Origin of the sequence: Streptomyces sp. NPDC126503 (assembly GCF_040302405.1) — a bacterium.
GTDB classification, from domain to species: Bacteria; Actinomycetota; Actinomycetes; order Streptomycetales; family Streptomycetaceae; genus Streptomyces; species Streptomyces gulbargensis.
Window position 1 is genome coordinate 116,732 of the sequence record NZ_JBEORS010000017.1, and the last position, 24,289, is coordinate 141,020.

The following is a 24,289-nucleotide window of genomic DNA, read 5'->3' on the forward strand; positions in this document are numbered from 1 at the left end:
GGCAGCGGTGCCCCGTACGGCGAAAGCCGTACGGGGCACCGTGCGTTCCGGGCGCGTCAGTGGCCGGAACCGTCCTCCAGGCGCTGGCCCTTGAGCAGGAACCAGGCGGCCACGGCGGTGGCGAGGAGGACCGCGGCGCCTACGCCGGCGGCGATGCGCAGGCCGTCCACGAAGGCCTCCTGGGCGGCGCCGACCAGGGCGTTCGCGGTGCCGGGCGCGAGGCCCGCGGAGGCCTCGACGGCACCGCCGAGCGATTCGTGGGCGGCTGCCGCGGTCGGTGCCGGGACGCCGGCCGGGGTCACGAAGTCCCGGTAGACGCCGGTCACGATCGAGCCGAGGACGGCGATGCCGAGCGCCGCGCCGAGTTCGTACGCGGTCTCGGAGACGGCGGAGGCGGAGCCGGCCTGCTCCTTGGGGACGCTGGAGAGGATGACGTCGGCGGTGACGGTGAAGGCGAGGCCCGCGCCCACGCCGACGACCAGGAGGCTCGCGCCGAGCAGCGGATAGCCGGTGGTGCGGCCGAGGGCGGTCAGGACGGCGAGCGCCAGGCCGACCGCGCCGAGGCCGGTGGCGACCACGGACCGCACGGAGAAGCGGCGGGCGGCCCGGCCCGCGACCAGACCGGCGGTCACCGCGCCGACGGCGGCGGGCAGTTCGGCGAGACCGGCCTCCAGCGGCTGGCGGCCCTGGACCAGCTGGAAGAACTGGGACAGGAAGAAGACCAGTCCGGACAGGCCCAGGATGGTGAGCAGGTCCGCGAGGACGGCCGCCGAGAAGCCCCGGTGGCGGAAGAGGCGCATGTCGAGCAGCGGGGCGGGCAGGGTGAGCTGCCGGCGGACGAACCAGGCGAGGCCGCCGGCTCCGGCGAGGCCGGCGAGGGCCGCGTCCAGGGAGAGGCCGTGCGAGGCCGTCTCCTTGATCGCGTAGACGACGCCGATCATGCCGACGAGGGACAGGCCGACGCTGGGCAGGTCCCAGGGGCCCGGCCGCGGGTTCTTCGACTCGGGGATGAGCCGGACGCCGACGAGGACGAGGACGGCCATGACCGGCAGGTTGATGAGGAAGACCGAGCCCCACCAGAAGTGCTCCAGGAGGAATCCGCCGACGACCGGGCCGACGGCGGCGCCGGCCGAGGCCATGGCGCCCCAGATGCCGATGGCGAGGCTGCGCTCGCGCGGGTCGTGGAAGAGGTTGCGGATGAGCGCGAGGGTGGAGGGCATCAGGGTGGCGCCCGCGACGCCGAGCAGGGCCCGCGCGAGGATCATCATCTCGGGGCTGGTCGCGTAGGCGTTGAGCACCGAGACGGCGCCGAAGGCCGTGGCGCCGACGAGGAGCAGCTTCTTGCGGCCGACGCGGTCGCCGAGACTGCCCATGGAGACGAGCAGTCCGGCGATGACGAACGAGTAGACGTCGCCGATCCAGAGCAGCTGGGTGCCGGTCGGCTCGAGGTCCTCGGAGAGGAAGGGGGTCGCGAGGCCGAGCACCGTGGCGTCGACCGCCACGAGCAGAACGGCCAGGACGAGGACGGAAAGGGCGAGCCACCGGCCGGGGCGGTGCACGCCCTCGGTATGGCCGGGGGTCCTGAGGGTGCTGGTGGTCACTTCTCCACGCTCCTGCGCGCTCCGCCGAGCAGCAGCTCGGCGATCATGTACGAAAAGTCCTTGGCGGCGACCCGGCCGTCCTGGACGGCCCAGGCGCCGGCTCCGACGAGTCCGTAGAGAGCCTCGCAGAGCCAGGCGGGGCTCAGGTCGATCCGGAAGACGCCCTGTTCCTGACCGCGCCGGAACAGCGCGGACACGCGGGCGTCGAGGCGGGCCCAGCCCTCGTTCTGCTCCTCGCCCTCGAACAGCTGGTTCTCGGTGACGAGGAAGGAGAGCAGGGGGGCGACGGCCTCGGTCTCGGCGACGAGTCTGCGGACGGCCGCGTCGGCGGGGCCGGTGTCGATCCCGGCCCGGTCGAGGGCGGCCTGCATCTCCTGGAGCCCGAGGTCCTCCAGGGCCCGCACCAGGGCGTCCCGGCCGGCGAAGTGTCGGTGGAGGGTGGCGCGGCCGATGCCGGCGGCCCGCGCGACCTCGTCCATGGTGGCGGTCGCTTTGCGGGACAGCAGGGCGGCGGCGGCGCGGAGCACCTGGATGCGATCGACGGACATGAGACAACGGTACACCAAATGAGACATCAATGTCTCATTGTCGAGTCACGAAAAAGCGCCGCCGCCCTCCCGGAGGAGGACGGCGGCGCTTCGGGACCGGCGCACGGCGCGGTCCGGGGTCACTTCTTGGCGTTCGCCCAGGCGTGCTGGATCACCAGGTCGGCCTTGACCTCCACGAGCTGGGCGGCGACCGCCGAGGGGGCCGTGCCGCCCCGGCCGTCACGGGAGGCGAGGGCGCCCGGCACGTTGAGGACGGTCCGCACCTCGGGGGTGAGGTGCTCGGAGATCTTGGCGAACTGCTCGTCGGTCAGCTCGTCCAGCTCCTTGCCCTCGGACTCGGCGACCTTCACGCACTCGCCCGCCACCTCGTGCGCCACCCGGAAGGGCACACCCTGCTTGACCAGCCACTCCGCGATGTCGGTCGCGAGCGAGAACCCGGCCGGGGCCAGCTCCTCCATCCGCTCCCGGTTGACCGTGAGCGTCGCCATCATGCCGGTGAAGGCGGGCAGCAGGACCTCCAGCTGGTCGCAGGAGTCGAAGACGGGCTCCTTGTCCTCCTGGAGGTCGCGGTTGTAGGCGAGCGGGAGCGCCTTGAGGGTGGCCAGCAGACCGGAGAGGTTGCCGATGAGACGGCCGGACTTGCCCCGGGCCAGTTCGGCGATGTCCGGGTTCTTCTTCTGCGGCATGATCGAGGAGCCGGTGGAGAAGGCGTCGTGGAGGGTGACGAAGGAGAACTCCTTCGTGTTCCAGAGGATGATCTCCTCCGCGATCCGCGAGAGGTTGACGCCGATCATGGCGGTGATGAAGGCGAACTCGGCGACGAAGTCGCGGGAGGCCGTGCCGTCGATCGAGTTTCCGGCCGAGCCCCGTTCGAAGCCCAGGTCCTTCGCCACCGCCTCCGGGTCGAGCCCCAGCGAGGAGCCGGCCAGGGCGCCGGAGCCGTACGGGGAGACGGCGGTCCGGGTGTCCCACTGCCGCAGGCGCTCGGCGTCCCGGGAGAGGGCCTGGACGTGCGCGAGGACATGGTGGGCGAACAGCACGGGCTGGGCGTGCTGGAGGTGGGTGCGGCCGGGCATGGCCACGTCCGGGTGCGCCTCCGCGAGGCCGACCAGGGCGTCCTGGAGGTCGGCGACGAGGCCGCCGATGATGCGGGCGTGGTCGCGCAGGTACATCCGGAAGAGGGTCGCGACCTGGTCGTTCCGGGACCGGCCGGCGCGCAGCTTGCCGCCGAGATCCGGGCCGAGGCGCTCCAGGAGGCCCCGCTCCAGGGCGGTGTGGACGTCCTCGTCGGCGACGGTCCCGACGAAGGAGCCGTCGGCGACGTCCGCCTCCAGGCGGTCGAGACCTGCCAGCATGCGGGTCAGCTCGTCCTTGGTGAGCAGCCCGGCGGAGTGGAGCACGCGCGCGTGGGCACGGGAACCGGCGATGTCGTACGGCGCCAGCCGCCAGTCGAAGTGGACCGACGCGGACAGCTTCGCCAGGGCCTCGGCGGGACCGTCGGCGAACCGGCCGCCCCAGAGCCGGACGTCACCGTTGTTGCTGCTCACAGCTGTGCTCCTCAGTCGAACGCGGGGTGATCGTGGACCGCGACCACGTTATGCATGAGTATGCAGAGTGATGCATGATTCGTCAATCCGCCGGTCCCCCTCCGGGTGAGGGCCGGGCCGGGCCCGCCGAACAGCCCCGTACGCCGTGCGCGGGGGTCCGGGCGCGCCTAGCGTCGCCGCATGCGCATCCTTCTCGTACTCGGCGCCGCCCTGCTGTCCCTCGGGGCGGCGCCGCCTCCGGTCCCGCTGCCCGCGCGCATGGCGGACACCGGCGGCGGTTCCCAGCTCATCACGGCCCAGGCCCCGGAGACGGGATCCACCACGGGGACGGTGAGCTGGTGGGACCGGCGCGGCGGGCGCTGGGTCAGGGCGGGGTCCGCGCCCGCCCGTTTCGGGGCCGGCGGGCTCACGGAGGGCACCACCCGGCGGCAGGGCACGAACACGACGCCGACGGGGCTCTACCGGCTCCCGTACGCCTTCGGCGTCGCTCCCCCGCCCGGGGGCACGGCCTACCGCTACCGCAGGGTGACCGACCGCTCCTGGTGGTGCCAGGACAACGAGGCGCGTACGTACAACCGCTGGGTCGAGGGGCTGCCGCCGGACTGCCGCGCCGCCGAGGCCGAACACCTCGTCACGTACCGCGCGCAGTACGCCCACGCGCTGGTCATCGGCTTCAACTACGACCGTCCGGTGCGCGGTCGTGGTGCCGGGATCTTCCTGCACGTCAACGGGCGGGGCGCGACGGCCGGTTGTGTGTCCGTACCGGAGGAGGCGATGCGCGCGATCCTGGACTGGGCGGATCCGGCGCGCCGACCGCACATCGCCGTCGGAACGCGCAGCGGTCCGACGGCGATCACACGGTACTGAGAGACCTGGTACGGGAGCGGGTCAGCGCTCCTTCTGCGCGAGGCGCAGCAGGTGGTCGGCCAGGGCCTGGCCGCCGGCCGGATCGCGGGAGATGAGCAGCAGGGTGTCGTCACCCGCGATCGTGCCGAGGATGGCGTGGAGTTCGGCCTGGTCGATGGCCGACGCGAGGAACTGGGCGGCGCCCGGCGGGGTCCGCAGGACGACCAGATTGGCGGAGGCCTCGGCGGAGATCAGCAGCTCGCCGGAGAGGCGGCGCATCCGCTCCTCCTTGGCGGACTCGCCGAGGGGGGCCTGCGGGGTGCGGAAACCGCCCTCGCTGGGCACCGCGTAGATCAGCTCGCCGCCCGTGTTGCGGATCTTCACCGCGCCCAGTTCGTCCAGGTCGCGGGAGAGCGTCGCCTGCGTGACGCTCAGCCCGTCGTCGGCGAGGAGTTTGGCGAGCTGGCTCTGCGAGCGCACCGGCTGCCGGTTGAGGATGTCGACGATCCTGCGGTGGCGGGCGGTACGGGTCTGCGGAACGGACGGTCCTGCTCCAGGCTCCGCCTGGGGGGTTCCCCAGTGCTGGTTCTCCTGCGCGTCGGTCATCGTCGTCTCATTCTCCGCTTCGTCCTTGCCCGTTCGCCACGTCCAGGGCGCCGGGCAGCGCCCGGAGGAAGGCGTCGGCCTCGGCGTCGGTGAGGACCAGCGGAGGCATGATCCGTACGACGTCGGGCGCGGGCGCGTTCACCAGGAGGCCGGCGTCCTGGGCCGCCTGCTGCACCTGGGGTGCGAGGGGCCCGGTGAGCACGATACCCAGGAGCAGACCCGCGCCACGGACGTGGGAGACCAACGGGTGGCCCAGGGCCTCGATTCCGCTCCGCAGCCGCTCGCCGACCGCCTTCACGTGGTCGAGGGCGGCATCGGCGGCGAGGGTGTCCAGGACGGCGAGGCCGGCGGCGCAGGCGACCGGGTTGCCGCCGAAGGTGGTGCCGTGGTGACCGGGGCCGAACAGCTCCGCCGCCGGGCCGAAGGCGACGGTCGCGCCGAGCGGAAGGCCGCCGCCGAGGCCCTTGGCGAGGGTGACGACATCGGGGTCGACGCCCTCGTGCGCCTGGTGCTCGAACCAGTGGCCGCAGCGTCCGACGCCGGTCTGCACCTCGTCGAGGACGAGGAGCGTGCCGGTGGCGCGGGTGATCTCCCGGGCCGCCCGGAGGTAGCCGGCGGGCGGGACGACGACGCCGTTCTCGCCCTGGACGGGCTCGATGATCACGAAGGCGGTGTCCTCGGTGACCGCGGCCCGCAGCGCCTCGGCGTCGCCGTACGGGACGTGGGTGACGTCGCCGGGCAGCGGCAGGAAGGGGTCCTGCTTGCCGGGCTGGCCGGTGAGGGCGAGCGAGCCCATGGTGCGGCCGTGGAAGCCGCCGTCGGTGGCGACCATGTGGCGGCGGCCGGTGAGCCGGCCGATCTTGAACGCGGCCTCGTTGGCCTCGGCGCCGGAGTTGCAGAAGAAGACGCGGCCGGGCCGGCCGAAGAGGCCGAGGAGGCGCTCGGCGAGGGCGACGGGCGGTTCGGCGACGAAGAGGTTGGAGACGTGGCCGAGCCTGCCGATCTGCCGACCGACGGCCTCGACGACGGCCGGATGGCCGTGGCCGAGGGCGTTGACGGCGATGCCGCCGACGAAGTCCAGGTACTCCTTGCCGTCGGCGTCCCAGACCCGGGCGCCCTCGCCGCGGACGAGCGGCAGCCGGGGGGTGCCGTAGTTGTCCATGAGCGAGCCCTGCCACCGCTCGGTCAGTTCCTGGTTGCCGCTCATGACTCCCCCTGGGTGGCGCGCCGCCGGTCGGTGGTTCCGTCGGGCACGACCATCGTGCCGATGCCCTCGTCGGTGAAGATCTCCAGCAGGATGGAGTGCTGGACCCGGCCGTCGATGACGCGGGCCGTGGTGACCCCGTTCCGTACGGCGTGCAGGCAGCCCTCCATCTTGGGGACCATGCCGCTGGAGAGCTCGGGCAGCAGCTTCTCCAGCTGGCTCGCGGTGAGCCGGCTGATGACCTCGTCGCTGTTCGGCCAGTCCTCGTAGAGGCCCTCGACGTCGGTCAGGACCATCAGGGTCTCGGCACCCAGCGCCGCAGCGAGAGCCGCAGCCGCCGTATCAGCATTGACGTTGTAGACATGTCCGTCGTCCTGGGAGCGTGCGATGGAGGAGATGACCGGGATCCGGCCGTCCTCCAGAAGCGCCTCGATGGCGCCGGTGTCGATGGCGGTGATCTCGCCGACCCGGCCGATGTCGACGGCCTCGCCGTCGATCACCGGCCGGTGGCGGGTGGCGGTGATGGTGTGGGCGTCCTCGCCGGTGAGACCGACGGCGAGCGGACCGTGCTGGTTGAGCAGCCCGACGAGCTCGCGCTGGACCTGGCCGGCGAGGACCATCCGTACGACGTCCATGGCCTCGGGGGTCGTCACCCGCAGGCCGGCCCGGAACTCGCTGACCAGGCCGTGCCGGTCGAGGGCGGCGCTGATCTGGGGGCCGCCCCCGTGCACGACGACCGGCTTGAGGCCGGCGTGGCGCAGGAAGACGACGTCCTGGGCGAAGGCGGCCTTGAGCTCCTCGTCGACCATGGCGTTGCCGCCGAACTTGATGACGACGGTCTTGCCGTGGTGCCGGGTGAGCCAGGGCAGCGCCTCGATGAGGATCTCGGCCTTGGGGAGCGCGGTGTGCTTCCGCGTGGCGTTGGTCATGACGAGTAGGCGCTGTTCTCGTGGACGTAGTCGGCGGTGAGGTCGTTGGTCCAGATGACGGCGGAGGCGGTGCCGGCGGCGAGGTCGGCGGTGATCACGACCTCCCGGTAGCGCATGTCGACGAGGTCGCGGTCCTCGCCGACCGAGCCGTTCCGGCAGACCCAGACGCCGTTGATGGCGACGTTGAGGCGGTCGGGCTCGAAGGCGGCGGAGGTGGTGCCGATGGCGGAGAGCACCCGGCCCCAGTTGGGGTCCTCGCCGTGGAGGGCGCACTTGAGGAGGTTGTTGCGGGCGATGGAGCGGCCCACCTCGACGGCGTCCTCCTCGGTGGCGGCGTTGATCACCTCGACCTTGATGTCCTTGCTGGCGCCCTCGGCGTCGCCGATGAGCTGGCGGCCGAGGTCGTCGCAGACGGCCCGTACGGCCTCGGCGAACTCGTCCTGGGCGGGGGCGATGCCGGAGGCACCGGAGGCGAGGAGCAGCACGGTGTCGTTGGTGGACATGCAGCCGTCGGAGTCGACCCGGTCGAAGGTGACGCGGGTGGCGTCGCGCAGGGCGCTGTCGAGGGCCGCGGAGTCCACGTCGGCGTCGGTGGTGAGGACGACGAGCATGGTGGCGAGGCCCGGGGCGAGCATGCCGGCGCCCTTGGCCATGCCGCCGACGGTCCAGCCGTCCCGGCCGACGACGGCGGTCTTGTGGACGGTGTCGGTGGTCTTGATGGCGATGGCGGCCTTCTCGCCGCCGTGCGCGGAGAGTTCGGCCGCGGCCTTCTCGACGCCGGGGAGGAGCTTGTCCATGGGCAGGAGGACGCCGATGAGGCCGGTGGAGGCGACGGCGACGTCCCCGGCGCCGGTCTCCGTGCCGCGGGCGCTGAGCACCTCGGCGACCTTCTCGGCGGTGGCGTGGGTGTCCTGGAAGCCCTGCGGGCCGGTGCAGGCGTTCGCGCCGCCGGAGTTGAGGACGACGGCGGTCAGCTCGCCGTCGGCGAGGACCTGCTGGGACCAGAGGACGGGGGCGGCCTTGACGCGGTTGGAGGTGAAGACGCCCGCGGCGGCGCGGCGCGGCCCGGTGTTGACCACGAGGGCCAGGTCCGGGTTGCCGTTCTGCTTGATCCCGGCGGCGATGCCCGCCGCCGTGAATCCCTGCGCTGCGGTGACGCTCATGGAGCGACTCCAATCGTGGAAAGTCCGGTGTCCTCGGGGAGGCCGAGGGCGATGTTCATGCTCTGCACCGCGCCGCCGGCGGTGCCCTTGGTGAGGTTGTCGATGGCGCTGATCGCGATGATCCGGTGCGCGTTCGCGTCGAGGGCGACCTGGACGTGAACGGCGTTGGAACCGTGCACGGACGCGGTCGCCGGCCACTGCCCCTCCGGCAGCAGGTGGACGAACGGCTCGTCGGCATACGCCTTCTCGTACGCGGCCCGTACGGACTCGGCGGTGACGCCCGGCCGGGCGGCGGCCGTGCAGGTGGCGAGGATGCCGCGGGGCATCGGCGCCAGGGTGGGCGTGAAGGAGACGGTGACCCGCTCCCCCGCCGGGCCGCTGAGGTTCTGGATCATCTCGGGGGTGTGCCGGTGGCCGCCGCCGACCCCGTAGGGCGACATGTTGCCCATGACCTCGCTGCCGAGCAGGTGGGGCTTGAGGGCCTTGCCCGCGCCGGAGGTTCCGGAGGCGGCGACGATCACGGCCTCGGGTTCGGCGAGCCCGTCCGCGTACGCCGGGAAGAGGGCGAGCGAGACGGCGGTGGGGTAGCAGCCGGGCACCGCGACGCGCTTGGACCCCGCCAGCGCGGCACGCGCACCCGGCAGTTCGGGGAGGCCGTAGGGCCAGGTTCCGGCGTGCGGGGAGCCGTAGTAGGTCTCCCAGTCGGCGGGCTCCTCGAGCCGGAAGTCCGCGCCCATGTCGACCACGAGGACGTCGGGCCCGAGCTGCTCGGCGACGGCGGCGGACTGCCCGTGCGGCAGGGCGAGGAAGACGACGTCGTGCCCGGCGAGCTCCTCGGCGGTGGTGGGCGCGAGGACGCGGTCGGCGAGGGGCAGCAGGTGGGGCTGGAGTGCCCCGAGCCGCTGGCCGGCGTTGGAGTGGCCGGTCAGGGTGCCGATCTCGACGTGGGGGTGCGCCAGGAGGAGACGCAGGAGCTCGCCTCCCGCGTAGCCGCTCGCACCCGCCACTGCTGCTCGTACCGTCATCGAAAGAACCCTCCTCATGAATGGCATGACTATACGTCTCGCTGTAGTTTTATGCAACGACGGTGGGGCACCCGGTGACACCCGGGGCGCGGGAGCGCGGCACCGGCGCGGGACGGGGATTGAAAATCCGATGCCCCGAGTGAGCCCCTCCATTAGCCTGGAGGGCATGTCTACGCCCCGAATTTCCTAGCTGAGGACCCACTTCCACGCCACCCGTGTGTCCTCAAGCCTTTTCGGAGCGTTACCCCATGATCACCGTTCGTGGTGCCGACGTGCGCGTCGGCGCCCGGCTCCTGCTGTCCGGCGTCTCCTTCCACGTCGCCCCCGGCGACCGCGTCGGCCTCGTCGGCCGCAACGGAGCGGGCAAGACCACCCTCCTCGACACCCTGGCCGGGCTGCGCGCCCCGGCCGCCGGAACCGTCACCCGGACCGGCTCCGTTGGCCACCTCCCGCAGGACGCGCGGGCGGCCGATCCGGCGGTCACCGTCACCGACCGCATCCTCTCCGCGCGCGGCCTGGACCTCGCGGTCCGGCGGCTCGCGGAGGCCGGACGCCGGCTCGCCGAGCACGCCGACGCCGGGGCTCTGGCCGCGTACGACCGGGCCGAGTCCGAGTTCCAGGCGCGCGGCGGGTACGCCGCCGAGGCGGAGGCCTCGCGCGTCGCCGCCGGACTCGGCCTGCCTCCGGAGGTCATGGACCGGCCGGTGGGGCAGCTCTCCGGTGGGCAGAAGCGGCGGGTCGAACTGGCCAGGATCCTCTTCGCCGGGCACGGCCGCGAGGACACCCTGCTGCTCGACGAGCCGACCAACCACCTGGACGCCGATTCGATCGGCTGGCTGCGCGGCTTCCTCACCGCCCACCGGGGCGGCCTGGTGATGATCAGCCACGACGTCCGGCTGCTCGCCGAGACCGTCAACCGCGTCTTCCACCTGGACCCGGCCCGGTGCGCGCTCGACGTCCACAACACCGGCTGGGACGCGTACCTCGCCCAGCGGGAGGCCGGCGAGCGGCGGCGGGTACGGGAACGGGCCAACGCCGAGCGGAAGGCGGCCTCGCTGCACGCCCAGGCGGAGCGGATGAAGGCGCGGGCGGCGACGGCCACCACGGCGCGGAGCATGGCCCGCCGGGCGGACCGGATGCTCGCAGGGCTCGCCCCCGCGCGGCAGGCCGAGCGGGTCGCCCGCATCCGGCTCCCGGAGCCCGCCCCGTGCGGCCGGACGCCGCTGGGCGCCGTCTCGCTCACCAAGGCGTACGGGGGGCGGCCGGTGCTCGACGGGGTGGACCTGGCGGTGGACCGGGGCTCCCGGCTGGTCGTCCTCGGCCTCAACGGCGCCGGCAAGACCACCCTCCTGCGGCTGCTCGCCGGGCGGGAGACACCGGACGCCGGGCGGGTGGTCCACGGACCCGGGCTGCGGCTCGGATACTTCGCGCAGGAGCACGAGACCCTGGACCCCGGGCGCACGGTGCGGGAGAACCTCGCGGCGGCAGCGCCGGCCCTGACGGACGGTGAGGTGCGGACCGTCCTGGGGGCGTTCCTGTTCCGGGGCGACGAGGCGGACAAGCCGGCCGGGGTGCTCTCGGGCGGCGAGAAGACGCGGCTCGCGCTGGCCGCGCTGGTCCACTCCGGGGCCAATGTGCTGCTCCTGGACGAGCCGACGAACAACCTCGACCCGGCCTCGCGCGACGAGGTGCTGGCCGCCGTGGGCACCTATCCGGGTGCCCTCGTGATGGTGACCCACGACGAGGGCGCGATCGACGCCCTGCGCCCGGACCGCGTCCTGCTGCTGCCCGACGCGGACGAGGACCTGTGGAACGAGGAGTACCGGGAGCTGGTCGCCCTGGCCTGAGGTGGTCCTCGGGGGTCTCGGGCTCGGGGCTCTCGGGAGCGGTTCCTCCGGGGTGGCGGGTCCCTCCGGGGGTGCGGGCCCCTCCGGGGGCGGGTCCCTCCGGGGGGCGTTCGAGTCGGCCCTGACCGGGGATCAGGGCCGGTTCGGGGGCCGGCCCGGGTGATCCCTGAGGCGGGGACGGCCTGTCGCGGCCTAGTCTCGACGCATGATCATCGATGCGCAGCCCCGGGTACGGGTCGCCCGCCCCTCGCGGGACCTCGTCGCCGCCGAACGCTTCTACGTGGACGGGCTCGGGCTCGACGTGCTGTGGCGCAGCACCGCCCGGGCCCGGGGGGAGCACGACCTGCTCATGGTGGGGCTCACCGACGGGACCTGGCACTTCGAGCTGACCCGGGATCCCGAGCGGCCCGTGGAGCCGGTCCCGACCGTCGAGGACCTGTTCGTCGTCTATCTCGGCGCCCCCGTGCGCGAGGACCAGGTGGAGCGGCTGGTGGCGGCCGGCGGGACGCGGGTGACCGCGCACAACCCGTACTGGGAGGAGTACGGGGTGACGGTCGCCGATCCCGACGGCTACCGGCTGGTGCTCTGCTCCAGAACCTGGGGGCACTGAGCCCCGGGGTCCTGGAGGCGCTGACGCCCGGGCCCGGCACGGCTCAGCGCTTGACCGCGCGCAGGACGACGAACTTCGGGCCGCTCGCGACGAGCTCGCTGTTGCCGAAGATCCGGCGCAGGGCGACGTGGTAGCCGAGGTGCCGGTTGCCGACGACCCGGAGTTCCCCGCCGGGGCGCAGGGCGCGCCGGGCGTCGGCGAACATGCGGCGGGCGGTGCGGTCGGTGGTCGCCTGGTGGCTGTGGAACGGCGGGTTGTTCAGGACCAGGTCCAGGGAGCCCGGGGCGAGGTCCGCGAGGCCGTCTCCGACGAGGAACTCCGCCTCGCGCTCGGCGCCGGCGTGGGCGCGGAAGTTCTCCTCGGCGGAGGCGACCGCCTGGTAGGACTCGTCGGTGAAGACGAGTTCGGCGCCGGGTTCGGTGAGCGCGACCGCCAGGCCGACCACGCCGTTGCCACAGCCCAGGTCCGCGACGCGCGCCCGGCCGAGGCCCCGGGGAAGGTGGCCGAGGAGGAAGCGGGTGCCGATGTCGAGGCGGTCGGCGCAGAAGACGCCGGCGTGGTTCGTGACGGTGCGCCCGGCGAGCGCGGGCTCCGGGATGTCGGCGGGGAGGGCGTAGCGGTACGGCCACGGGTTCGGGCCCGGGTCCGCCGCCGGGTCCGGGGTGGTGTGGATCAGCCGGGCCTTCTTGACCGCGAGGGAGGTGCGGGTGGGGCCGAGGATCCGCTCGAAGAGGCGGAGGGTGGAGGTGTGGATCTCCTTGACCATGCCCGTGCCGACGACCACGGTCCCCTCGTGGACGGCGGGGGCGAGCCGGTGCAGCTGGTCCTCCAGGAGCGCGAGGCTCTTGGGGACCCGGACGATCAGGACGTCGATCCGTTCCGGCGGCGGGTCCTGGGTGGTGAGCAGACGAGCGGCGTCCGGGCCGGCGCCGGCGCGCGCGAGGTTGTCGCGGGTGGCCCGGCGGCCGAGGTAGGAGTCGGAGATCTGGACGAGGGCGCCGGGCGCGGCGGCGTGGAGCGCGGTGGTGAGGGCGCCCCAGCGGTCGCCGAGGACGGCGACGGTGCCGGAGAGGTCGGTGCCGGTGTCGGCGAGGTGGCCCAGGAGGTATTCGTCGGCCGCGTCCCAGGCACGGAGCGGGTCGCGCGGGTCCTCGGGGTGGCGGGTGAGGGTGAAGGTGCCCCATGACGTGGTCAGACGGTTCATCGTGCTCTCAGGCTAGCCGGTCGCCGGCGGCGGCCCGCGTCGGCGGCGACCGGCGCCGCTCCACGGCCCTTGTCCCCCGGCCCGCGCGCCCTCCCCGCGCCGCACCGCCCGCATCCCCCGGACCGCCCACACCTTCCCCGTACCGCCCGCACCCCTCGCGGTACCACCCGCGCCCTCCCCGTACCGCCGCGCCCTCGGCCCGCGCTCAGTCCGAGGGGTGCTGCGCCCTCCTCGCGCCCGCGCCGCCGGTGAGTTCGTCGACGGCCGTCCTCAGACGGCGGACGCCTTCCGCGATCTCCGTGGGGCCGTCGACGCCCGCGAAGCTCAGCCGGAGGTGTCCCGCCGGGGGTTCCGCGCAGAAGTACGGGCGACCGGGGGCGGCCACGACGCCGGCCCGCAGGGCGGCGGCCAGGAGGGCGGCCTCCGGCAGGGCGTCGGGGAGCCGGAGCCACAGGTGGTATCCGCCGGAGGGGACGTGAGGCAGGGCGAGGGAGGGCAGGTGGTGGGCGAGGGCACCGGTCATGACGGTCCGGCGGTTCCTGAGCTCCTGGGAGACGGTGCGCAGGTGGCGGGGCCACGCGGGGGAGCCGACCAGTTCGAGGGCGGCTTCCTGGAGGGGCCGGGGGACGAAGAAGCTGTCGACGACCTGGATGGCGCGGAGGCGTTCCAGGACGGGTCCGCGGGCGGCCAGCGCGCCGACGCGGAGGCTGGCCGAGGTGGGCTTGGTGAGCGAGCAGACGTGCACGACGACGCCGTCGGGGTCCTCGGCGGCGAGCGGCGGCGGCAGCGGCCCGGCGTCCTCGTGGACGAGGCGACGGGCGAAGTCGTCCTCGACGACGAAGGCGCCGGCGGCGCGGGCGATGCGGACCACCTCGCGGCGCCGTTCCGGGGCGAGCACGGCGCCGGTCGGATTCTGGAAGAGGGGCTGGCAGACGACGACCCGGGCCCCGGTGGCGCGGAAGGCGGCTTCGAGGAGGTCGGGGCGGATGCCGTCGGCGTCGGTGGGGACCGGCACCGGGCGGAGCCCCGAGGCGCGGGCGACGGCGAGCATGCCCGGGTAGGTGGGCGATTCGACGAGGACGGGGGTGCCGGGCGGGGCGAGGGCCCGCAGGGCGGTGGTGAGGGCGGACTGCCCGCCGGCGGTGATGAGGATCTCGGCGGCGGTGACGCCGCCGCCGATCTCACGGGCGAACCAGGCCCGGAGCTCGGGCAGGCCGTCGGTGGGCGGGCGCCCCCAGGCGCCGGGCCGGCGGCCCGCTCGGGCGAGGGCGGCGGCGAGAGCGCGCTCGGGCTGGAGGGAGGGGTGCAGGTAGCCGCCGTTGAACTCGACGACACCGGGCGGGGGCGCGGCGAGGGTGGCGAGGACCCCGGAGGCGTCGACGGAGCGGGGGACGAGTTCGGTGGCGGTGTCGGCGCTGAGGGCGACCTCCTGCCAGGAGGTGTCGCCGGTGACGGGTGCGGCGGTGCGGGGTTCGGCGCGGAAGGCTCCGGCGCCGGGGCGGGTGACGACGAGCCCCTCGGCGGCGAGCTGGGCGAGGGCGCGGGTGACCGTGACCGGGGAGACCCGGTAGCGCTCGACGAGCGCGCGACTCGACGGCAGCTTTCCCCCAGGCGAGTAGCGGTCGAGCTCCACTCTCAAGGATTTCGCCAGTTCCGCGACACTGCTACGCTCATGCATGACAGCACAGAATAGCGCTACTACTTCGAAGACGATAGCGGTCGCCGCTTCTCCGCAGAGCACCGGCACGCTGCTCGCCGCCCTCGGGGTGGTCTCCTTCTCGCTGACCTTCCCGTCCACGGTGTGGGGACTCGAGAGCTTCGGGCCCTGGTCCCTGGTGGCCGTCCGCTCGACCCTGGCCGCCCTGATCGCCGCCGCCTTCCTCCTCGCGGGGCGCGTGCCGCTGCCCGACCGGCGCCACTGGGCGGGCCTCGCAGTGGTCGCGGGCGGTGTGGTGATCGGCTTCCCGCTCCTGACGACCCTGGCCCTGCAGACCTCCACCACCTCGCACGCCGCCGTCGTCGTGGGGTTGCTGCCGCTCACCACGGCGGCCTTCGCCGCGGTGCGGACCGGCCGGCGCCCGTCCCGTACCTTCTGGATCGCGGCCGTCTCCGGGGCCGCGGTGGTGCTCGCCTTCACCGTCCAGCAGAGCGGCGGGGCGCTGTCCTCCGGCGACCTGTACCTCTTCGGCGCGCTGCTGGTGTGCGCGGCCGGGTACACCGAGGGCGGCCGGCTCGCCCGGCTGATGCCGGGCTGGCAGGTCATCGGCTGGGCCCTGGTCCTCTGCCTGCCCCTGATGGTGCCCGCTTCGGCCGTCGGCCTGGCCCTGGAACCGGTGCACCTCACCGCCCACGGCGTGATCGGCTTGGTGTGGGTGGCGGCCGGTTCGACCTTCTTCGGCCTGTACGTCTGGTACCGGGGCATGGCGGCGATCGGCATCCCGAAGGCGAGCCAGCTCCAGCTCGCCCAGCCGCTGCTCACCCTCTTCTGGTCGGTCTTCCTGCTGGGCGAGGACCTGCCGCTCGCGGCTCCGCTCGCGGCCGGCGGGGTCCTCGTCTGCATCGCGGTCACCCAGCGGGCCAGGAGCTGACGCGACGGCCGGGGGTGAGCGGAGTGACAATGGCAGGAAGCCCCTCCACTCCCGTGAGAGAGACACACCCCGGACGAAGCCCCGGCCGCGAGGAGGTCCCCGATGCAGGCGCGCGTGGGCGACAAACTGCTGGTGCACGGCCGTACGGTCGGTCAGCACGACCGTACGGCCGAGGTTCTGCAGGTACTGGGGGAGAACGGAACTCCCCCGTACCGCGTGAAGTTCGACGACGACGGCCACGAGGCCCTCATGTCGCCGGGCCCCGACACCGTCGTACGCCATCCGGAACGTCCCGTCTGAGGACCGGGGCCGTCACGGCCGGCGCGCCGTCAGCGGCGCGGCGCACGCACCCGGGTCGGGTAGTGGTCGGCCACCACGGTGGCCATCGCCCCGATCCGGTCCGCCGTGACCTCGCGCGCCGCGAAGAAGCAGTGGCCGCCGACCTCCGGGTGCCCGTCGGCGAGCGTCAGGTGCCGTGACAGTTCCGTCCGGTCCTGCCAGGCCCTCGCCTGCGCCGGATCCCCCGCCTTGTACAGGGCCTCGCCGATGTACAGGCCCACGCCGGTGCCCCTCACCACGCCCGCCCACCACGGCACCAGCTTCGCGTAGTCGGCGCCGGACTGCCCGATGTGCCAGTAGAGCTGGGGCACCACGTGGTCGATCCAGCCCTCCCGGATCCACTTGCGCGTGTCCGCGTACAGGTCGTCGTACGTCTGGACGCCGGTGCTGGTGTCCGAGCCCGCCGGGTCGGTGGCGGCGTTCCGCCAGACCCCGAACGGGCTGATCCCGAAGGCCACGTCCTTCTTGATCCCCTTGATGCGCGCGGCGGTCTCGGAGACCAGCAGATCGATGTTGTTCCGCCGCCAGGACGCCTTGTCGCGGAAGCCGCCGCCGTAGCGCGCGTACGTCTCGTCGTCGCCGAAGGTCTGGCCGGCCACGGGGTACGGGTAGAAGTAGTCGTCCCAGTGGACGGCGTCGATGTCGTAGCGCCGTACCGCGTCCAGCATCGCGTCCTGTACGAAGCGGCGGACCTCCGGCTGCCCGGGGTCGTAGTAGAGCTTTCCGCCGTAGGCCAGCACCCACTCCGGGTGGAGGCGCGCCGGGTGGCCGGGGACGAGCCGGGCGGGGTCGGTGTGGTTCGCCACCCGGTAGGGGTTGAACCAGGCGTGCAGCTGCAGGCCGCGCGCGTGGGCCTCCTCGACGGCGGTGCCCAGCGGGTCCCAGCCGGGGTCCCTGCCCTGGGTGCCGGTGAGGCACTGGGCCCAGGGCTCGTAGGGCGAGGGCCACAGGGCGTCGGCGGTCGGGCGGACCTGGAGCACGACCGTGTTGAGGCGGCGTTCGACCGCCCGGTCGAGGTGGGCGAGCAGTTCGGCGCGCTGCTCGGCGGCGGGCAGCCCCGTCCGGGACGGCCAGTCGCGGTTGGCGACGGTCGCCACCCACACGCCCCGGAACTCGGGCGCCCGGAAGGGCCACCTCCGTACGTCCGGCGGGTCCGCCGCCCGCGCGCCCGGAGCGGCTCCTTCCCCGAGGCCGGACGGGACGGGCGCGCCGCCCGACGTGACTCTTCCCGCGCCCGGCGTTCCGCCCGCCGCCGTGGCACCCGTCACGGTGAGCGCCGCCGCTGTGGCACCGGTCACGAACCCTCTTCTGCCGATAGGCCGCACTTGTACCCCTCTTGTGTCGGATACGTCACACCTTCCCGGACAGCATGCCCGCCTCCCCGACGATCGATCATCGTGCGAATCGGAGTAACGTCGTGGGGTCGAGGCGGACGCACCGGAATCACACGGGCCCGCCGCAGAGAGAGCGAGAGGCACGAGGTGACGGACTCCATGGCCGACATTGAGCGCGTCGGAGTGGTGGGCTGCGGCCAGATGGGCGCAGGCATCGCGGAGGTGTGTGCCCGTAGCGGGCTTGAGGTGAAGGTCGCCGAGACGACCGGCGAGGCGCTGGAGATCGGCCGTACGCGGCTCTACAACTCGCTGGGGAAGGCCGCCGAACGCGGCAAGATCAGCGAGGAGGAGCGCGACGCGGCGCTCGGGCGCCTCAGCTTCACCACCGACCTCGGGGAGTTCGCCGACCGCGACCTCGTCATCGAGGCGGTCGTGGAGAACGAGCAGGTCAAGACCGAGATCTTCCAGGTGCTCGACCAGGTGCTGACCCGGCCGGACGCCATCCTGGCCTCGAACACCTCCTCCATCCCGCTGGTGAAGCTGGCCGTGGCGACCTCCCGCCCCGACCACGTCATCGGCATCCACTTCTTCAACCCGGCCCCGGTGCAGAAGCTCGTCGAGCTGATCCCGGCCCTCACCACCTCCGAGGGCACGATCAGCCGGGCGCAGGCCTTCGCCGAGAAGGTCCTCGGCAAGCACGCGATCCGTGCGCAGGACCGGTCCGGCTTCATCGTCAACGCGCTGCTCGTGCCGTACCTGCTCTCCGCCATCCGCATGTTCGAGTCGGGCATCGCGAGCCGCGAGGACATCGACAACGGCATGGAGTTCGGCTGCGCCCACCCGATGGGCCCGCTGAAGCTCTCGGACCTGATCGGCCTCGACACGATCGCCTCGATCGCCGACTCGATGTACACGGAGTTCAAGGAGCCCCTGTACGCCGCTCCCCCGCTCCTGCAGCGCATGGTGGACGCGGGCCGGCTGGGCCGCAAGACGGGCTCGGGCTTCTACCCGTACTCCTGACGGTCCCCTGAACCATCCCTCCGGCCGGACGGCCCGTACACCCGCACAGGTACGGGCCGTCCGGCGTGTCCGGAGCCCCGGCGCCGGGTGCCCCCGGTGTCCCGGCCGGCCCGTCAGCCGAGGCGGAGATGGTGGAGCATGAGCAGCCCGGCGGCCATGTTCGCCGCCGGGATCTGGCCCCGGGCGACCATGTCGGGCACGTGTTTGAGCGGGATCCACGCGCGACGCGAGGACTCGAAGGCGTCCTCGGGCGGTCCGGTGTAGGTGGCGCGGTCCGTCCAGTAGAGGTGGTGGCGGGCGTCGGTGAGGCCGTTGGAGGGTTCGACGGTCAGGAGGTGGCGCAGGGGACCCGGCCGCCAGCCGGTCTCCTCCTCCATCTCGCGGGCGGCGGCGGTCGTGGTGTCCTCGCCGTCCTCGACGACGCCGGCGGCCAGTTCCCAGCCCCAGCTGTCGGTGATGAAGCGGTGGCGCCAGAGCATGAGGACCTCGTCGGCCTCGTTGACGGCGGTCGCGACGGCGACCGGGCGGAGCCGGATCAGATAGTGGTCCAGGTGGCGGCCGTCGGGAAGTTCGACGTCCGCGAGGTTCACCCGGAACCAGCGATTCTCATAGACGGAGCGTTCACTCAGTTTCGTCCACCGCACGTGGGTGCCACCTTCCGACTGGTCGGCGCTTCTTCGGTGGCCTCATGGCAGCAGGCGACGGCTCACAGGGGAACGCGTAGCGTCCCCTCGATCAGCGCCGCGGCCTCGCGTGCCTCCCCGCCCCCGCTCGCGAGCAGATCGTCCCGCACCTGCCGCAGCCGCTCGCGCAGCCGCCGCGACTCCATGCCCCGGACCCGTTCGGTCATCTCCGCCGCCGTACGCGCCGCCGCGTCGCACTCGCCCCTGCGGAGCTCCACCTGGCACAGCATCGCGAGCCGGTGCACCCGGCCCCGGTCGTGGGAGGGCGCCCCCACCGCCGCCGCGGCGTGCTCGTGGGCCGCCGGAAGATCACCCAAACTGAGGAGTGCCTCGGCGGCCTGCACGTTGACGAGTCCCGGCTGGACGTACCCGGTCTCGGCCGGCTCCGCCTCCGGGCTGATCCGCTCCGCCGCCGCCTCGGCCCGCCGGATGCAGGCCAGGGCGGCGGGGGCGTCGCCCAGCCGTGCGTACGCCTTCGCCTGCATCGCCGTCAGATCGGCCGCGAGCGCCGGGGTGATCTGCGGACCGGCGGCCCGCAGCGCCGCCTCCGCGAAGGCGACGGCCTGCCGGTACTCCCCCGTGAACAGCGACTGGTTGACGAGGAGCGCGATCACATAGGCGCCGAAGGCCCGGTCCCCGCTCGCCTTCGCCAGCCGCAGTGCCTGGTGGAAATAGCGCTGGGCGAGGCCGTGGGCGTCGGCGTCGTACGCGCAGATGCCGGCGACCGCCACCAGGCCGCCCGTGGCCCGGTGCAGCCGGCGCCCGAGGGCGTCGCCGTAGGAACCGCGCAGCAGCGGAGCGGCCTCGGCGGTGAGGAAACCGACGATCCGGCCGCGGGTCGCGATGCCGCCCGCCTTGCGATACATCTGCTCGTAGTGGGCCCGGGCCGCGCTCAGCGTCACGATGTCGGCCGCCGAGACCCTCGCACGGCCCTCGCGGGAGACGTCCACGTCCTCGGGCGGGTTCTCCCACTCCCACACCGGCATCACCGCCGGGGTGCCGGTGACCGCCTGGGCGGCGACGATGTGCGGTCGCTGCTGCTCGTCGGAGCGCCAGAGGGCGGCGGCACGCTCCACGAAACCGGAGAGCGGCGAGCCGGGGGCGGGCAGCGGCCCGCCGGGCACGCCGAGGCCGATGTCGTCCAGGGTCACGGGCCGGCCGAGGCGCGCGGCGAGCACCTCACAGATCAGGTCCGGCACCTGTCCGCGCGGCCGCTGGCCCTTCAACCAGCGGGCGACGGCGGTGTGTTCGTAGCGCAGGGCGAGGCCCCTGGCCCGGCCGGCCCGGTTCACCCGGGCGGCGAGTCCGGCGTTCGAGACGCCCGCCTCGTCGAGCAGGGCGTCGAGCAGGGTGTTGGGCTGCATGGCCCCTCCGGTCGCTCGGTGAACTCAGCGTAGCGGTGGCCGATTTCGTGCGGGTCGTTTTCGCACGGGGTGTGAACGAAGTGCCCGTTCTTCCGGTCCGCGCGCGCTCCCCCGCACCGGCCGGAACCGCTTGACTGAGGTACGCCGCAAGGCGACGACGACCGGGCCGCCGGCTCCCCCTCGTACAGTGCCGCCGCCCGGTCCGCGCCGCCCGCCCCGCCGATCTGCCCGACACTCCGTGGCGGGACGGGCGGCGCCCGGCCCGTGCCCCCCGGCTCAGCAGTGGGGCGACGGGGCCGGCCGGGGCCGTCGCAGCCCGGGTTCGGCGGGCTGCGCCGGCACCCGGAGCCGGTCGTTGCGGACGGCGAGCAGCGCCACGTCGTCCGTGAGCCGGCCGCCCGTGTGCCGGAGCAACGCGGCCTGGACCCGCCGGACCAGGGCGGCGGGCGCCTCGCGCGAGGGCCGGCCGAGTTCCTCGTCCAGGGAGAAGAACCGGCCATTCCGGTCACGGGCCTCCTCCGCACCGTCCGTGTGCAGCACGAGCGTCTCGCCGGGGAGCAGCTTCGGCGCGGGGTACGGCACGAGGGCGTCGGGCAGCGGGAAGGCGCCGAGCGGCGGCAGCGGTTCGCCGACGGGGAGGCGCTCGACGCGGCGGCCGAGGCGGTACGGGGCGGGATGGCCGCAGTTCAGGACGGCGATCCGCCCGTCCGCCCGCACCTCAAGGAGCAGCAGGGTCACGAACTCCTCGGCCACCGGATGCTCCGGCTCGCTCCCGGCCCGCGACGGATGCTCGTCCCGCGCCCGCTCCCGCAGGTGCCGTCGCAGGGCCCGTTCCAACCGCCGCAGCACACCGGCGAGTTCCGGCTCGTCATGGGCGGCCTCGCGGAAACTCCCGAGCAGCGCCACCACGGCCCCGAGCGCGCCGAGCCCGTGCCCGCGTACGTCTCCGATGACGATCCGCACCCCGTACGGCGTGGCCACCGCCTCGTACAGGTCCCCGCCCACCACGGCACCCCGGGTCGCCGACAACTGCCCGGCCGCCAGCGTCAGTCCGTCGAGCCGCGCGGGCGGCGGACGCAGCAGCACCCGCTGCGCCGCGTCGGCGACGGCCCGCACCCGCGCCAGCTCACGGACCAGGCCCCGGCTGATGCCCAGCACGAGCCCGGCACCGACCGTCAGGAACACGAGACTGGTGGCGATCCGCGCGGGCAGCCCCGGCTGCCGGGCCAGCGGACACCCGAACTTCCAGGCCACGGCCACCGCGCCCCACGCGGTGGGAAGGGCGAGGGGGGCCAGCCGGCGGAACCGGGAGCCATCGACGGCCAACGACCTGGTACGGATCATGCACGGCCCTTCCCGAGCCCCGCCAGCGCCCGAAGGCCCTGCGGCACACAGGCCCGCCCCTGCGGCCGCGTCGATTCTCGCCGTACGGAGGCAGGTAGGGAATCCCTCAGCCCCGGTCCCCACCCGAAAGGGTGATCCGTTGGCACATCGCCCTTGCAGCGCTGATCAGAAGAAACCGATCTGCTCGGAAACCTTCTTCGCCAGCCCTTCCAGGTCGATCACGGGCGCCCGCCTGAGCTCGTCACGGAGGAGGGTGCCCGGCAGCTGCTTCTGCGTGCCGGCCTTACCGCTTCTACGGAAGCTCCACTTGCCGTCCTTGAGATCGAGGATGGCCAACCCCCGCTTCAACCGGACGTCGGCATACTGACTCAGGTCGAGGATGTAGGCCTCGTACTTGACGCCCGGCTTGTGCTGGTCAGACAAGCTCGACTGGATGAGGTGGGCGAATCGCAGGTCGACAAGTTGCGCCAGGAGCTCGTAGAACGAGTGAGACTTCTGCGCGACGTTGACGCGGAAGTAGGTGAACCCCGCCCCGCGAACCGCGGTCGAAAGGACATTGAGGGCCGCCAGCAGACTGCCCGCGCTATTACTCGACACATCCTGCTCGAGGTCCCTCATCTTACTGCGCGCCGCCCTGCCCGCCGCGTCGGCCACGTCCTCCCTACCGATTTCTCGGGCCTTGGTCCGCGAGCGGGCGGCGACGATGGACGAAGCAAAGAGATTCAAGTAGTCACGCGGAACGCCTCCGGAAGCCAGCACGAGTCGCCCCAGCGCAGCCGTCTGCGCGATACTCGAAGGCTTGGCCAGACCGGCCGTGGTCGCGTAATTCGCCAGAACGGATTCGAGAAAGCGTTGTGTCGATGCCGGATCCTCGAGGGTCACATCAAGATCGATCTTGGATGCGTCATGCGGAATTTCGATGCCGCTCTTCGACGAGGGTTCGAAGGACCGGGTCAACCGCTCGATACTGGCTACCTTGATCCAGCCGTCGCAGTCACGCAGCATTCCGGCCACGCAGTCGAGAAGGTGCGGCTGAGATTCCTCGGGGAACAGATAGAAATCGTCGATGTAGAGGTAGAGCCGGACGAGTCCTTCACGGAGGATGGCTCGCAGGGACCTGTTGAGGTCGGCGACCATCTCTCCCAGAATGACGTCACCGGAACGGACGCCTTCGCGAAGCCCCGACACCCTCGTATGCACTTCTTTCAGTCGCGCATAGGAGTCCCCCTGGGAGGACCCGGCGTACTGGATCAACGAGTTGAGGGTGACTTCCGCGATCGCGAGGAAAGCACTCGGTACGTCGAGGAGCCGAAAGGTATGAGCGTTGATCCAAGCCGTGACGCGGCCGTCCCTCTCCGCCATCCGTTTGGCTTCCAGCAGCAACGCGGTCTTCCCGACCCCGCGTCGGCCGAAGACCAGGTGGTGCCGGGAAGCTCCGATGGCCGCGAGGCTCGCGCGGGGGTCCTCCATGTACTTGAGGCTGGGCAGTGCGTCGGAGGTGCGCGAACGTGCTTCCAGCAACTGGATCAGCTGATCCACCTTGGGGCCGGAGAGGAGCCCCTTGGGCTCGGCCTCGACCGTCTTCTTCTCTTCTGCGCGATGAGGCCGGAAGGTCACGACCATCGACTGGTTGGCCACGTCGGAGACCGCATTCAGCGCCTGCTCGATGGAGCCGGCCAGACTCTGCGCCGTGACCAGCGCGTCTTCGTTCACCCATACGACGAACCATCGCTCCCCTGGAAAGGAGCGTTCATCCACCTTGACAATGGAGATGTTCGCCTCTTCGAGCGACTCTGCGATCAAGGATTCATAATCTACGTACGACATCAGACATAACCGTTCGTCGAGGCAAAATCTTGGCACGCCTGCATGAAATTGGCCGCGGCTACCGAAAGCGCTCGCGCATCTCCAGCCCACTCGGATTCACTCACCGGGTAGGCGTCGTAATCTGCCTGATTCCGCAAGAGGCGCGCGTTTGTAAGCTCTGCCTCACGCACCGATTTGTCCGGCAGGTTCGAGGGGAGATTTCTCGGGAGGATGTGGTGCCTCTCGAAGTCGTCACCACGCTTCTCCGCAAAGACGATGGCGCGAGCCGCGTGGTACATCGCGTAGTAGTGGCGACTGATGGCAGACCTGTACTGCCCCGCAAAAAGAAGGTGATCTCCGGACCGTAAATGCTCTCCCGCGAGCAGCAGACGATCCGTGACAGCCTGCTGGATGAGCTGAGCGACCGGAAAGGGGTACCTTCCTCCCACCGGAAACGCGGAGAGCGCAGCACTACTGCTGGTCGAGATGTGAAGTAAGACTAAGTCGGCAGGCGTGACTACTGGCATGGTACCGGGTGTTCCCCTCCTGGCAGCTAACTCTGCAGATTATCAGGTCCCACTTCACAGGTCGGTCGCTTTCGCTCGGCCGTCCGGAATTGGCCACAGGCACCCGCAAACTGGCCACATTGCAGCGGCTCCATGCCGTCCCATCACTGCTGGT

Annotated in this window: 22 protein-coding genes; 6 read left to right on the plus strand and 16 right to left on the minus strand. The window is 72.5% G+C overall.

The genetic code is table 11. From position 1 onward, the window contains the following. Positions 1-56 precede the first annotated feature (56 nt). From ABTY40_RS22090 to argH, 3 genes are all read right to left on the minus strand, one after another. Positions 57-1,601 carry an MFS transporter gene (locus tag ABTY40_RS22090; RefSeq protein ID WP_352061100.1) on the minus strand — a complete coding sequence of 515 codons (1,545 nt, stop codon included), beginning with the start codon at positions 1,599-1,601 and terminating at the stop codon, positions 57-59. Beyond that, on the minus strand, positions 1,598-2,149 hold the full coding sequence (locus ABTY40_RS22095) for a TetR/AcrR family transcriptional regulator (RefSeq protein ID WP_345282315.1): 552 nt from the start codon (positions 2,147-2,149) through the stop codon (positions 1,598-1,600). The genes ABTY40_RS22090 and ABTY40_RS22095 overlap by 4 nt, the downstream gene beginning before the upstream one ends. Before the next feature lie 119 nt (positions 2,150-2,268). Beyond that, entirely contained in the window at positions 2,269-3,696 is a 1,428-nt protein-coding gene (gene argH, locus ABTY40_RS22100; protein ID WP_352061101.1) for an argininosuccinate lyase, read from the minus strand. 180 nt (positions 3,697-3,876) lie between these two features. On the opposite strand from argH, the gene ABTY40_RS22105 reads away from it, so the two are divergent. Next, the gene (locus ABTY40_RS22105; RefSeq protein ID WP_352061102.1) at positions 3,877-4,563 is read left to right on the plus strand and encodes a L,D-transpeptidase family protein; all 687 of its coding nucleotides are present in this window, start codon (positions 3,877-3,879) and stop codon (positions 4,561-4,563) included. Positions 4,564-4,584: 21 nt separating this feature from the next. Here ABTY40_RS22105 and ABTY40_RS22110 read toward each other — a convergent pair whose 3' ends face one another. Genes ABTY40_RS22110 through argC form a run of 5 tightly spaced genes read right to left on the minus strand, consistent with a single transcriptional unit; the run spans position 4,585 to position 9,469 of the window. Then, on the minus strand, positions 4,585-5,148 hold the full coding sequence (locus ABTY40_RS22110; RefSeq protein WP_309053260.1) for an arginine repressor: 564 nt from the start codon (positions 5,146-5,148) through the stop codon (positions 4,585-4,587). 7 nt (positions 5,149-5,155) lie between these two features. Further along, entirely contained in the window at positions 5,156-6,355 is a 1,200-nt protein-coding gene (locus tag ABTY40_RS22115; protein WP_352061103.1) for an acetylornithine transaminase, read from the minus strand. After that, positions 6,352-7,281, minus strand: coding sequence for an acetylglutamate kinase (gene argB, locus ABTY40_RS22120; RefSeq protein WP_352061104.1), 930 nt, complete (start codon positions 7,279-7,281; stop codon positions 6,352-6,354). The genes ABTY40_RS22115 and argB overlap by 4 nt, the downstream gene beginning before the upstream one ends. Next, positions 7,278-8,444: a bifunctional glutamate N-acetyltransferase/amino-acid acetyltransferase ArgJ gene (gene argJ / locus ABTY40_RS22125; RefSeq protein ID WP_352061105.1), complete on the minus strand. Its 1,167-nt coding sequence runs from the start codon at positions 8,442-8,444 to the stop codon at positions 7,278-7,280. Before argJ ends, argB begins: the two co-directional genes overlap by 4 nt. Further along, entirely contained in the window at positions 8,441-9,469 is a 1,029-nt protein-coding gene (gene argC / locus ABTY40_RS22130; RefSeq protein WP_352061106.1) for an N-acetyl-gamma-glutamyl-phosphate reductase, read from the minus strand. The genes argJ and argC overlap by 4 nt, the downstream gene beginning before the upstream one ends. A 248-nt stretch (positions 9,470-9,717) precedes the next feature. On the opposite strand from argC, the gene ABTY40_RS22135 reads away from it, so the two are divergent. Both ABTY40_RS22135 and ABTY40_RS22140 read left to right on the plus strand, forming a co-directional pair. After that, complete coding sequence (locus ABTY40_RS22135) at positions 9,718-11,316, plus strand: ABC-F family ATP-binding cassette domain-containing protein (RefSeq protein ID WP_352061107.1); 1,599 nt, start codon at positions 9,718-9,720, stop codon at positions 11,314-11,316. Between the two features lie 205 nt (positions 11,317-11,521). Next, a complete protein-coding gene (locus tag ABTY40_RS22140; RefSeq protein WP_352061108.1) occupies positions 11,522-11,926 on the plus strand; it encodes a VOC family protein in 405 nt (134 codons plus the stop codon). Positions 11,927-11,969: 43 nt separating this feature from the next. Here the strand turns inward: ABTY40_RS22140 and ABTY40_RS22145 are convergent, their stop codons facing one another. Continuing rightward, the gene (locus ABTY40_RS22145) at positions 11,970-13,130 is read right to left on the minus strand and encodes a methyltransferase (protein ID WP_352061109.1); all 1,161 of its coding nucleotides are present in this window, start codon (positions 13,128-13,130) and stop codon (positions 11,970-11,972) included. Positions 13,131-13,335: 205 nt separating this feature from the next. Then, positions 13,336-14,808 carry an aminotransferase-like domain-containing protein gene (locus ABTY40_RS22150; RefSeq protein ID WP_352061110.1) on the minus strand — a complete coding sequence of 491 codons (1,473 nt, stop codon included), beginning with the start codon at positions 14,806-14,808 and terminating at the stop codon, positions 13,336-13,338. Here ABTY40_RS22150 and ABTY40_RS22155 point away from each other — a divergent pair. After that, positions 14,807-15,718: a DMT family transporter gene (locus ABTY40_RS22155; protein WP_352061111.1), complete on the plus strand. Its 912-nt coding sequence runs from the start codon at positions 14,807-14,809 to the stop codon at positions 15,716-15,718. The genes ABTY40_RS22150 and ABTY40_RS22155 overlap by 2 nt on opposite strands. A gap of 102 nt (positions 15,719-15,820) precedes the next feature. Continuing rightward, the gene (locus tag ABTY40_RS22160) at positions 15,821-16,018 is read left to right on the plus strand and encodes a DUF1918 domain-containing protein (protein ID WP_345282341.1); all 198 of its coding nucleotides are present in this window, start codon (positions 15,821-15,823) and stop codon (positions 16,016-16,018) included. A 29-nt stretch (positions 16,019-16,047) separates the two neighbouring features. On the opposite strand, the gene ABTY40_RS22165 is transcribed toward ABTY40_RS22160, so the two are convergent. Beyond that, the gene (locus ABTY40_RS22165) at positions 16,048-17,382 is read right to left on the minus strand and encodes a glycoside hydrolase family 10-like protein (RefSeq protein ID WP_502990639.1); all 1,335 of its coding nucleotides are present in this window, start codon (positions 17,380-17,382) and stop codon (positions 16,048-16,050) included. 168 nt (positions 17,383-17,550) lie between these two features. On the opposite strand from ABTY40_RS22165, the gene ABTY40_RS22170 reads away from it, so the two are divergent. After that, positions 17,551-18,411, plus strand: coding sequence for a 3-hydroxybutyryl-CoA dehydrogenase (locus tag ABTY40_RS22170; protein ID WP_352061113.1), 861 nt, complete (start codon positions 17,551-17,553; stop codon positions 18,409-18,411). Positions 18,412-18,524: 113 nt separating this feature from the next. Here the strand turns inward: ABTY40_RS22170 and ABTY40_RS22175 are convergent, their stop codons facing one another. The 5 genes from ABTY40_RS22175 to ABTY40_RS22195 form a co-directional block, all read right to left on the minus strand. Next, positions 18,525-19,055 carry an NUDIX hydrolase gene (locus ABTY40_RS22175; protein ID WP_352061114.1) on the minus strand — a complete coding sequence of 177 codons (531 nt, stop codon included), beginning with the start codon at positions 19,053-19,055 and terminating at the stop codon, positions 18,525-18,527. Between the two features lie 62 nt (positions 19,056-19,117). After that, positions 19,118-20,458 carry an NsdA family TPR-like regulatory protein gene (locus tag ABTY40_RS22180; protein ID WP_352061115.1) on the minus strand — a complete coding sequence of 447 codons (1,341 nt, stop codon included), beginning with the start codon at positions 20,456-20,458 and terminating at the stop codon, positions 19,118-19,120. Positions 20,459-20,734: 276 nt separating this feature from the next. Continuing rightward, positions 20,735-21,802 (minus strand): PP2C family protein-serine/threonine phosphatase, encoded by a 1,068-nt coding sequence (locus ABTY40_RS22185; protein WP_352061116.1) that lies wholly within the window; start codon positions 21,800-21,802, stop codon positions 20,735-20,737. 165 nt (positions 21,803-21,967) lie between these two features. Continuing rightward, a complete protein-coding gene (locus tag ABTY40_RS22190) occupies positions 21,968-23,605 on the minus strand; it encodes an ATP-binding protein (protein ID WP_352061117.1) in 1,638 nt (545 codons plus the stop codon). Between the two features lie 23 nt (positions 23,606-23,628). Beyond that, positions 23,629-24,135, minus strand: a complete 507-nt coding sequence (locus tag ABTY40_RS22195) for a HEPN domain-containing protein (protein ID WP_352061118.1) — start codon at positions 24,133-24,135, stop codon at positions 23,629-23,631. Between the last annotated feature and the right edge of the window lie 154 nt (positions 24,136-24,289).

Excerpts from the sequence above, each read along its gene's own strand:
- ABTY40_RS22105 (WP_352061102.1), top strand. The coding sequence starts at position 3,877 with ATGCGCATCCTTCTCGTACTCGGCGCCGCCCTGCTGTCCCTCGGGGCG.
- ABTY40_RS22160 (WP_345282341.1), top strand. The coding sequence starts at position 15,821 with ATGCAGGCGCGCGTGGGCGACAAACTGCTGGTGCACGGCCGTACGGTC.
- ABTY40_RS22185 (WP_352061116.1), bottom strand. The coding sequence starts at position 21,802 with ATGATCCGTACCAGGTCGTTGGCCGTCGATGGCTCCCGGTTCCGCCGG.
- ABTY40_RS22135 (WP_352061107.1), top strand. The coding sequence starts at position 9,718 with ATGATCACCGTTCGTGGTGCCGACGTGCGCGTCGGCGCCCGGCTCCTG.
- argB (WP_352061104.1), bottom strand. The coding sequence starts at position 7,281 with ATGACCAACGCCACGCGGAAGCACACCGCGCTCCCCAAGGCCGAGATC.
- ABTY40_RS22170 (WP_352061113.1), top strand. The coding sequence starts at position 17,551 with ATGGCCGACATTGAGCGCGTCGGAGTGGTGGGCTGCGGCCAGATGGGC.
- ABTY40_RS22155 (WP_352061111.1), top strand. The coding sequence starts at position 14,807 with ATGACAGCACAGAATAGCGCTACTACTTCGAAGACGATAGCGGTCGCC.
- ABTY40_RS22145 (WP_352061109.1), bottom strand. The coding sequence starts at position 13,130 with ATGAACCGTCTGACCACGTCATGGGGCACCTTCACCCTCACCCGCCAC.
- ABTY40_RS22140 (WP_352061108.1), top strand. The coding sequence starts at position 11,522 with ATGATCATCGATGCGCAGCCCCGGGTACGGGTCGCCCGCCCCTCGCGG.
- ABTY40_RS22095 (WP_345282315.1), bottom strand. The coding sequence starts at position 2,149 with ATGTCCGTCGATCGCATCCAGGTGCTCCGCGCCGCCGCCGCCCTGCTG.
- argC (WP_352061106.1), bottom strand. The coding sequence starts at position 9,469 with ATGACGGTACGAGCAGCAGTGGCGGGTGCGAGCGGCTACGCGGGAGGC.
- ABTY40_RS22195 (WP_352061118.1), bottom strand. The coding sequence starts at position 24,135 with ATGCCAGTAGTCACGCCTGCCGACTTAGTCTTACTTCACATCTCGACC.
- ABTY40_RS22150 (WP_352061110.1), bottom strand. The coding sequence starts at position 14,808 with ATGCATGAGCGTAGCAGTGTCGCGGAACTGGCGAAATCCTTGAGAGTG.
- ABTY40_RS22115 (WP_352061103.1), bottom strand. The coding sequence starts at position 6,355 with ATGAGCGGCAACCAGGAACTGACCGAGCGGTGGCAGGGCTCGCTCATG.
- ABTY40_RS22110 (WP_309053260.1), bottom strand. The coding sequence starts at position 5,148 with ATGACCGACGCGCAGGAGAACCAGCACTGGGGAACCCCCCAGGCGGAG.
- ABTY40_RS22180 (WP_352061115.1), bottom strand. The coding sequence starts at position 20,458 with ATGCAGCCCAACACCCTGCTCGACGCCCTGCTCGACGAGGCGGGCGTC.
- argJ (WP_352061105.1), bottom strand. The coding sequence starts at position 8,444 with ATGAGCGTCACCGCAGCGCAGGGATTCACGGCGGCGGGCATCGCCGCC.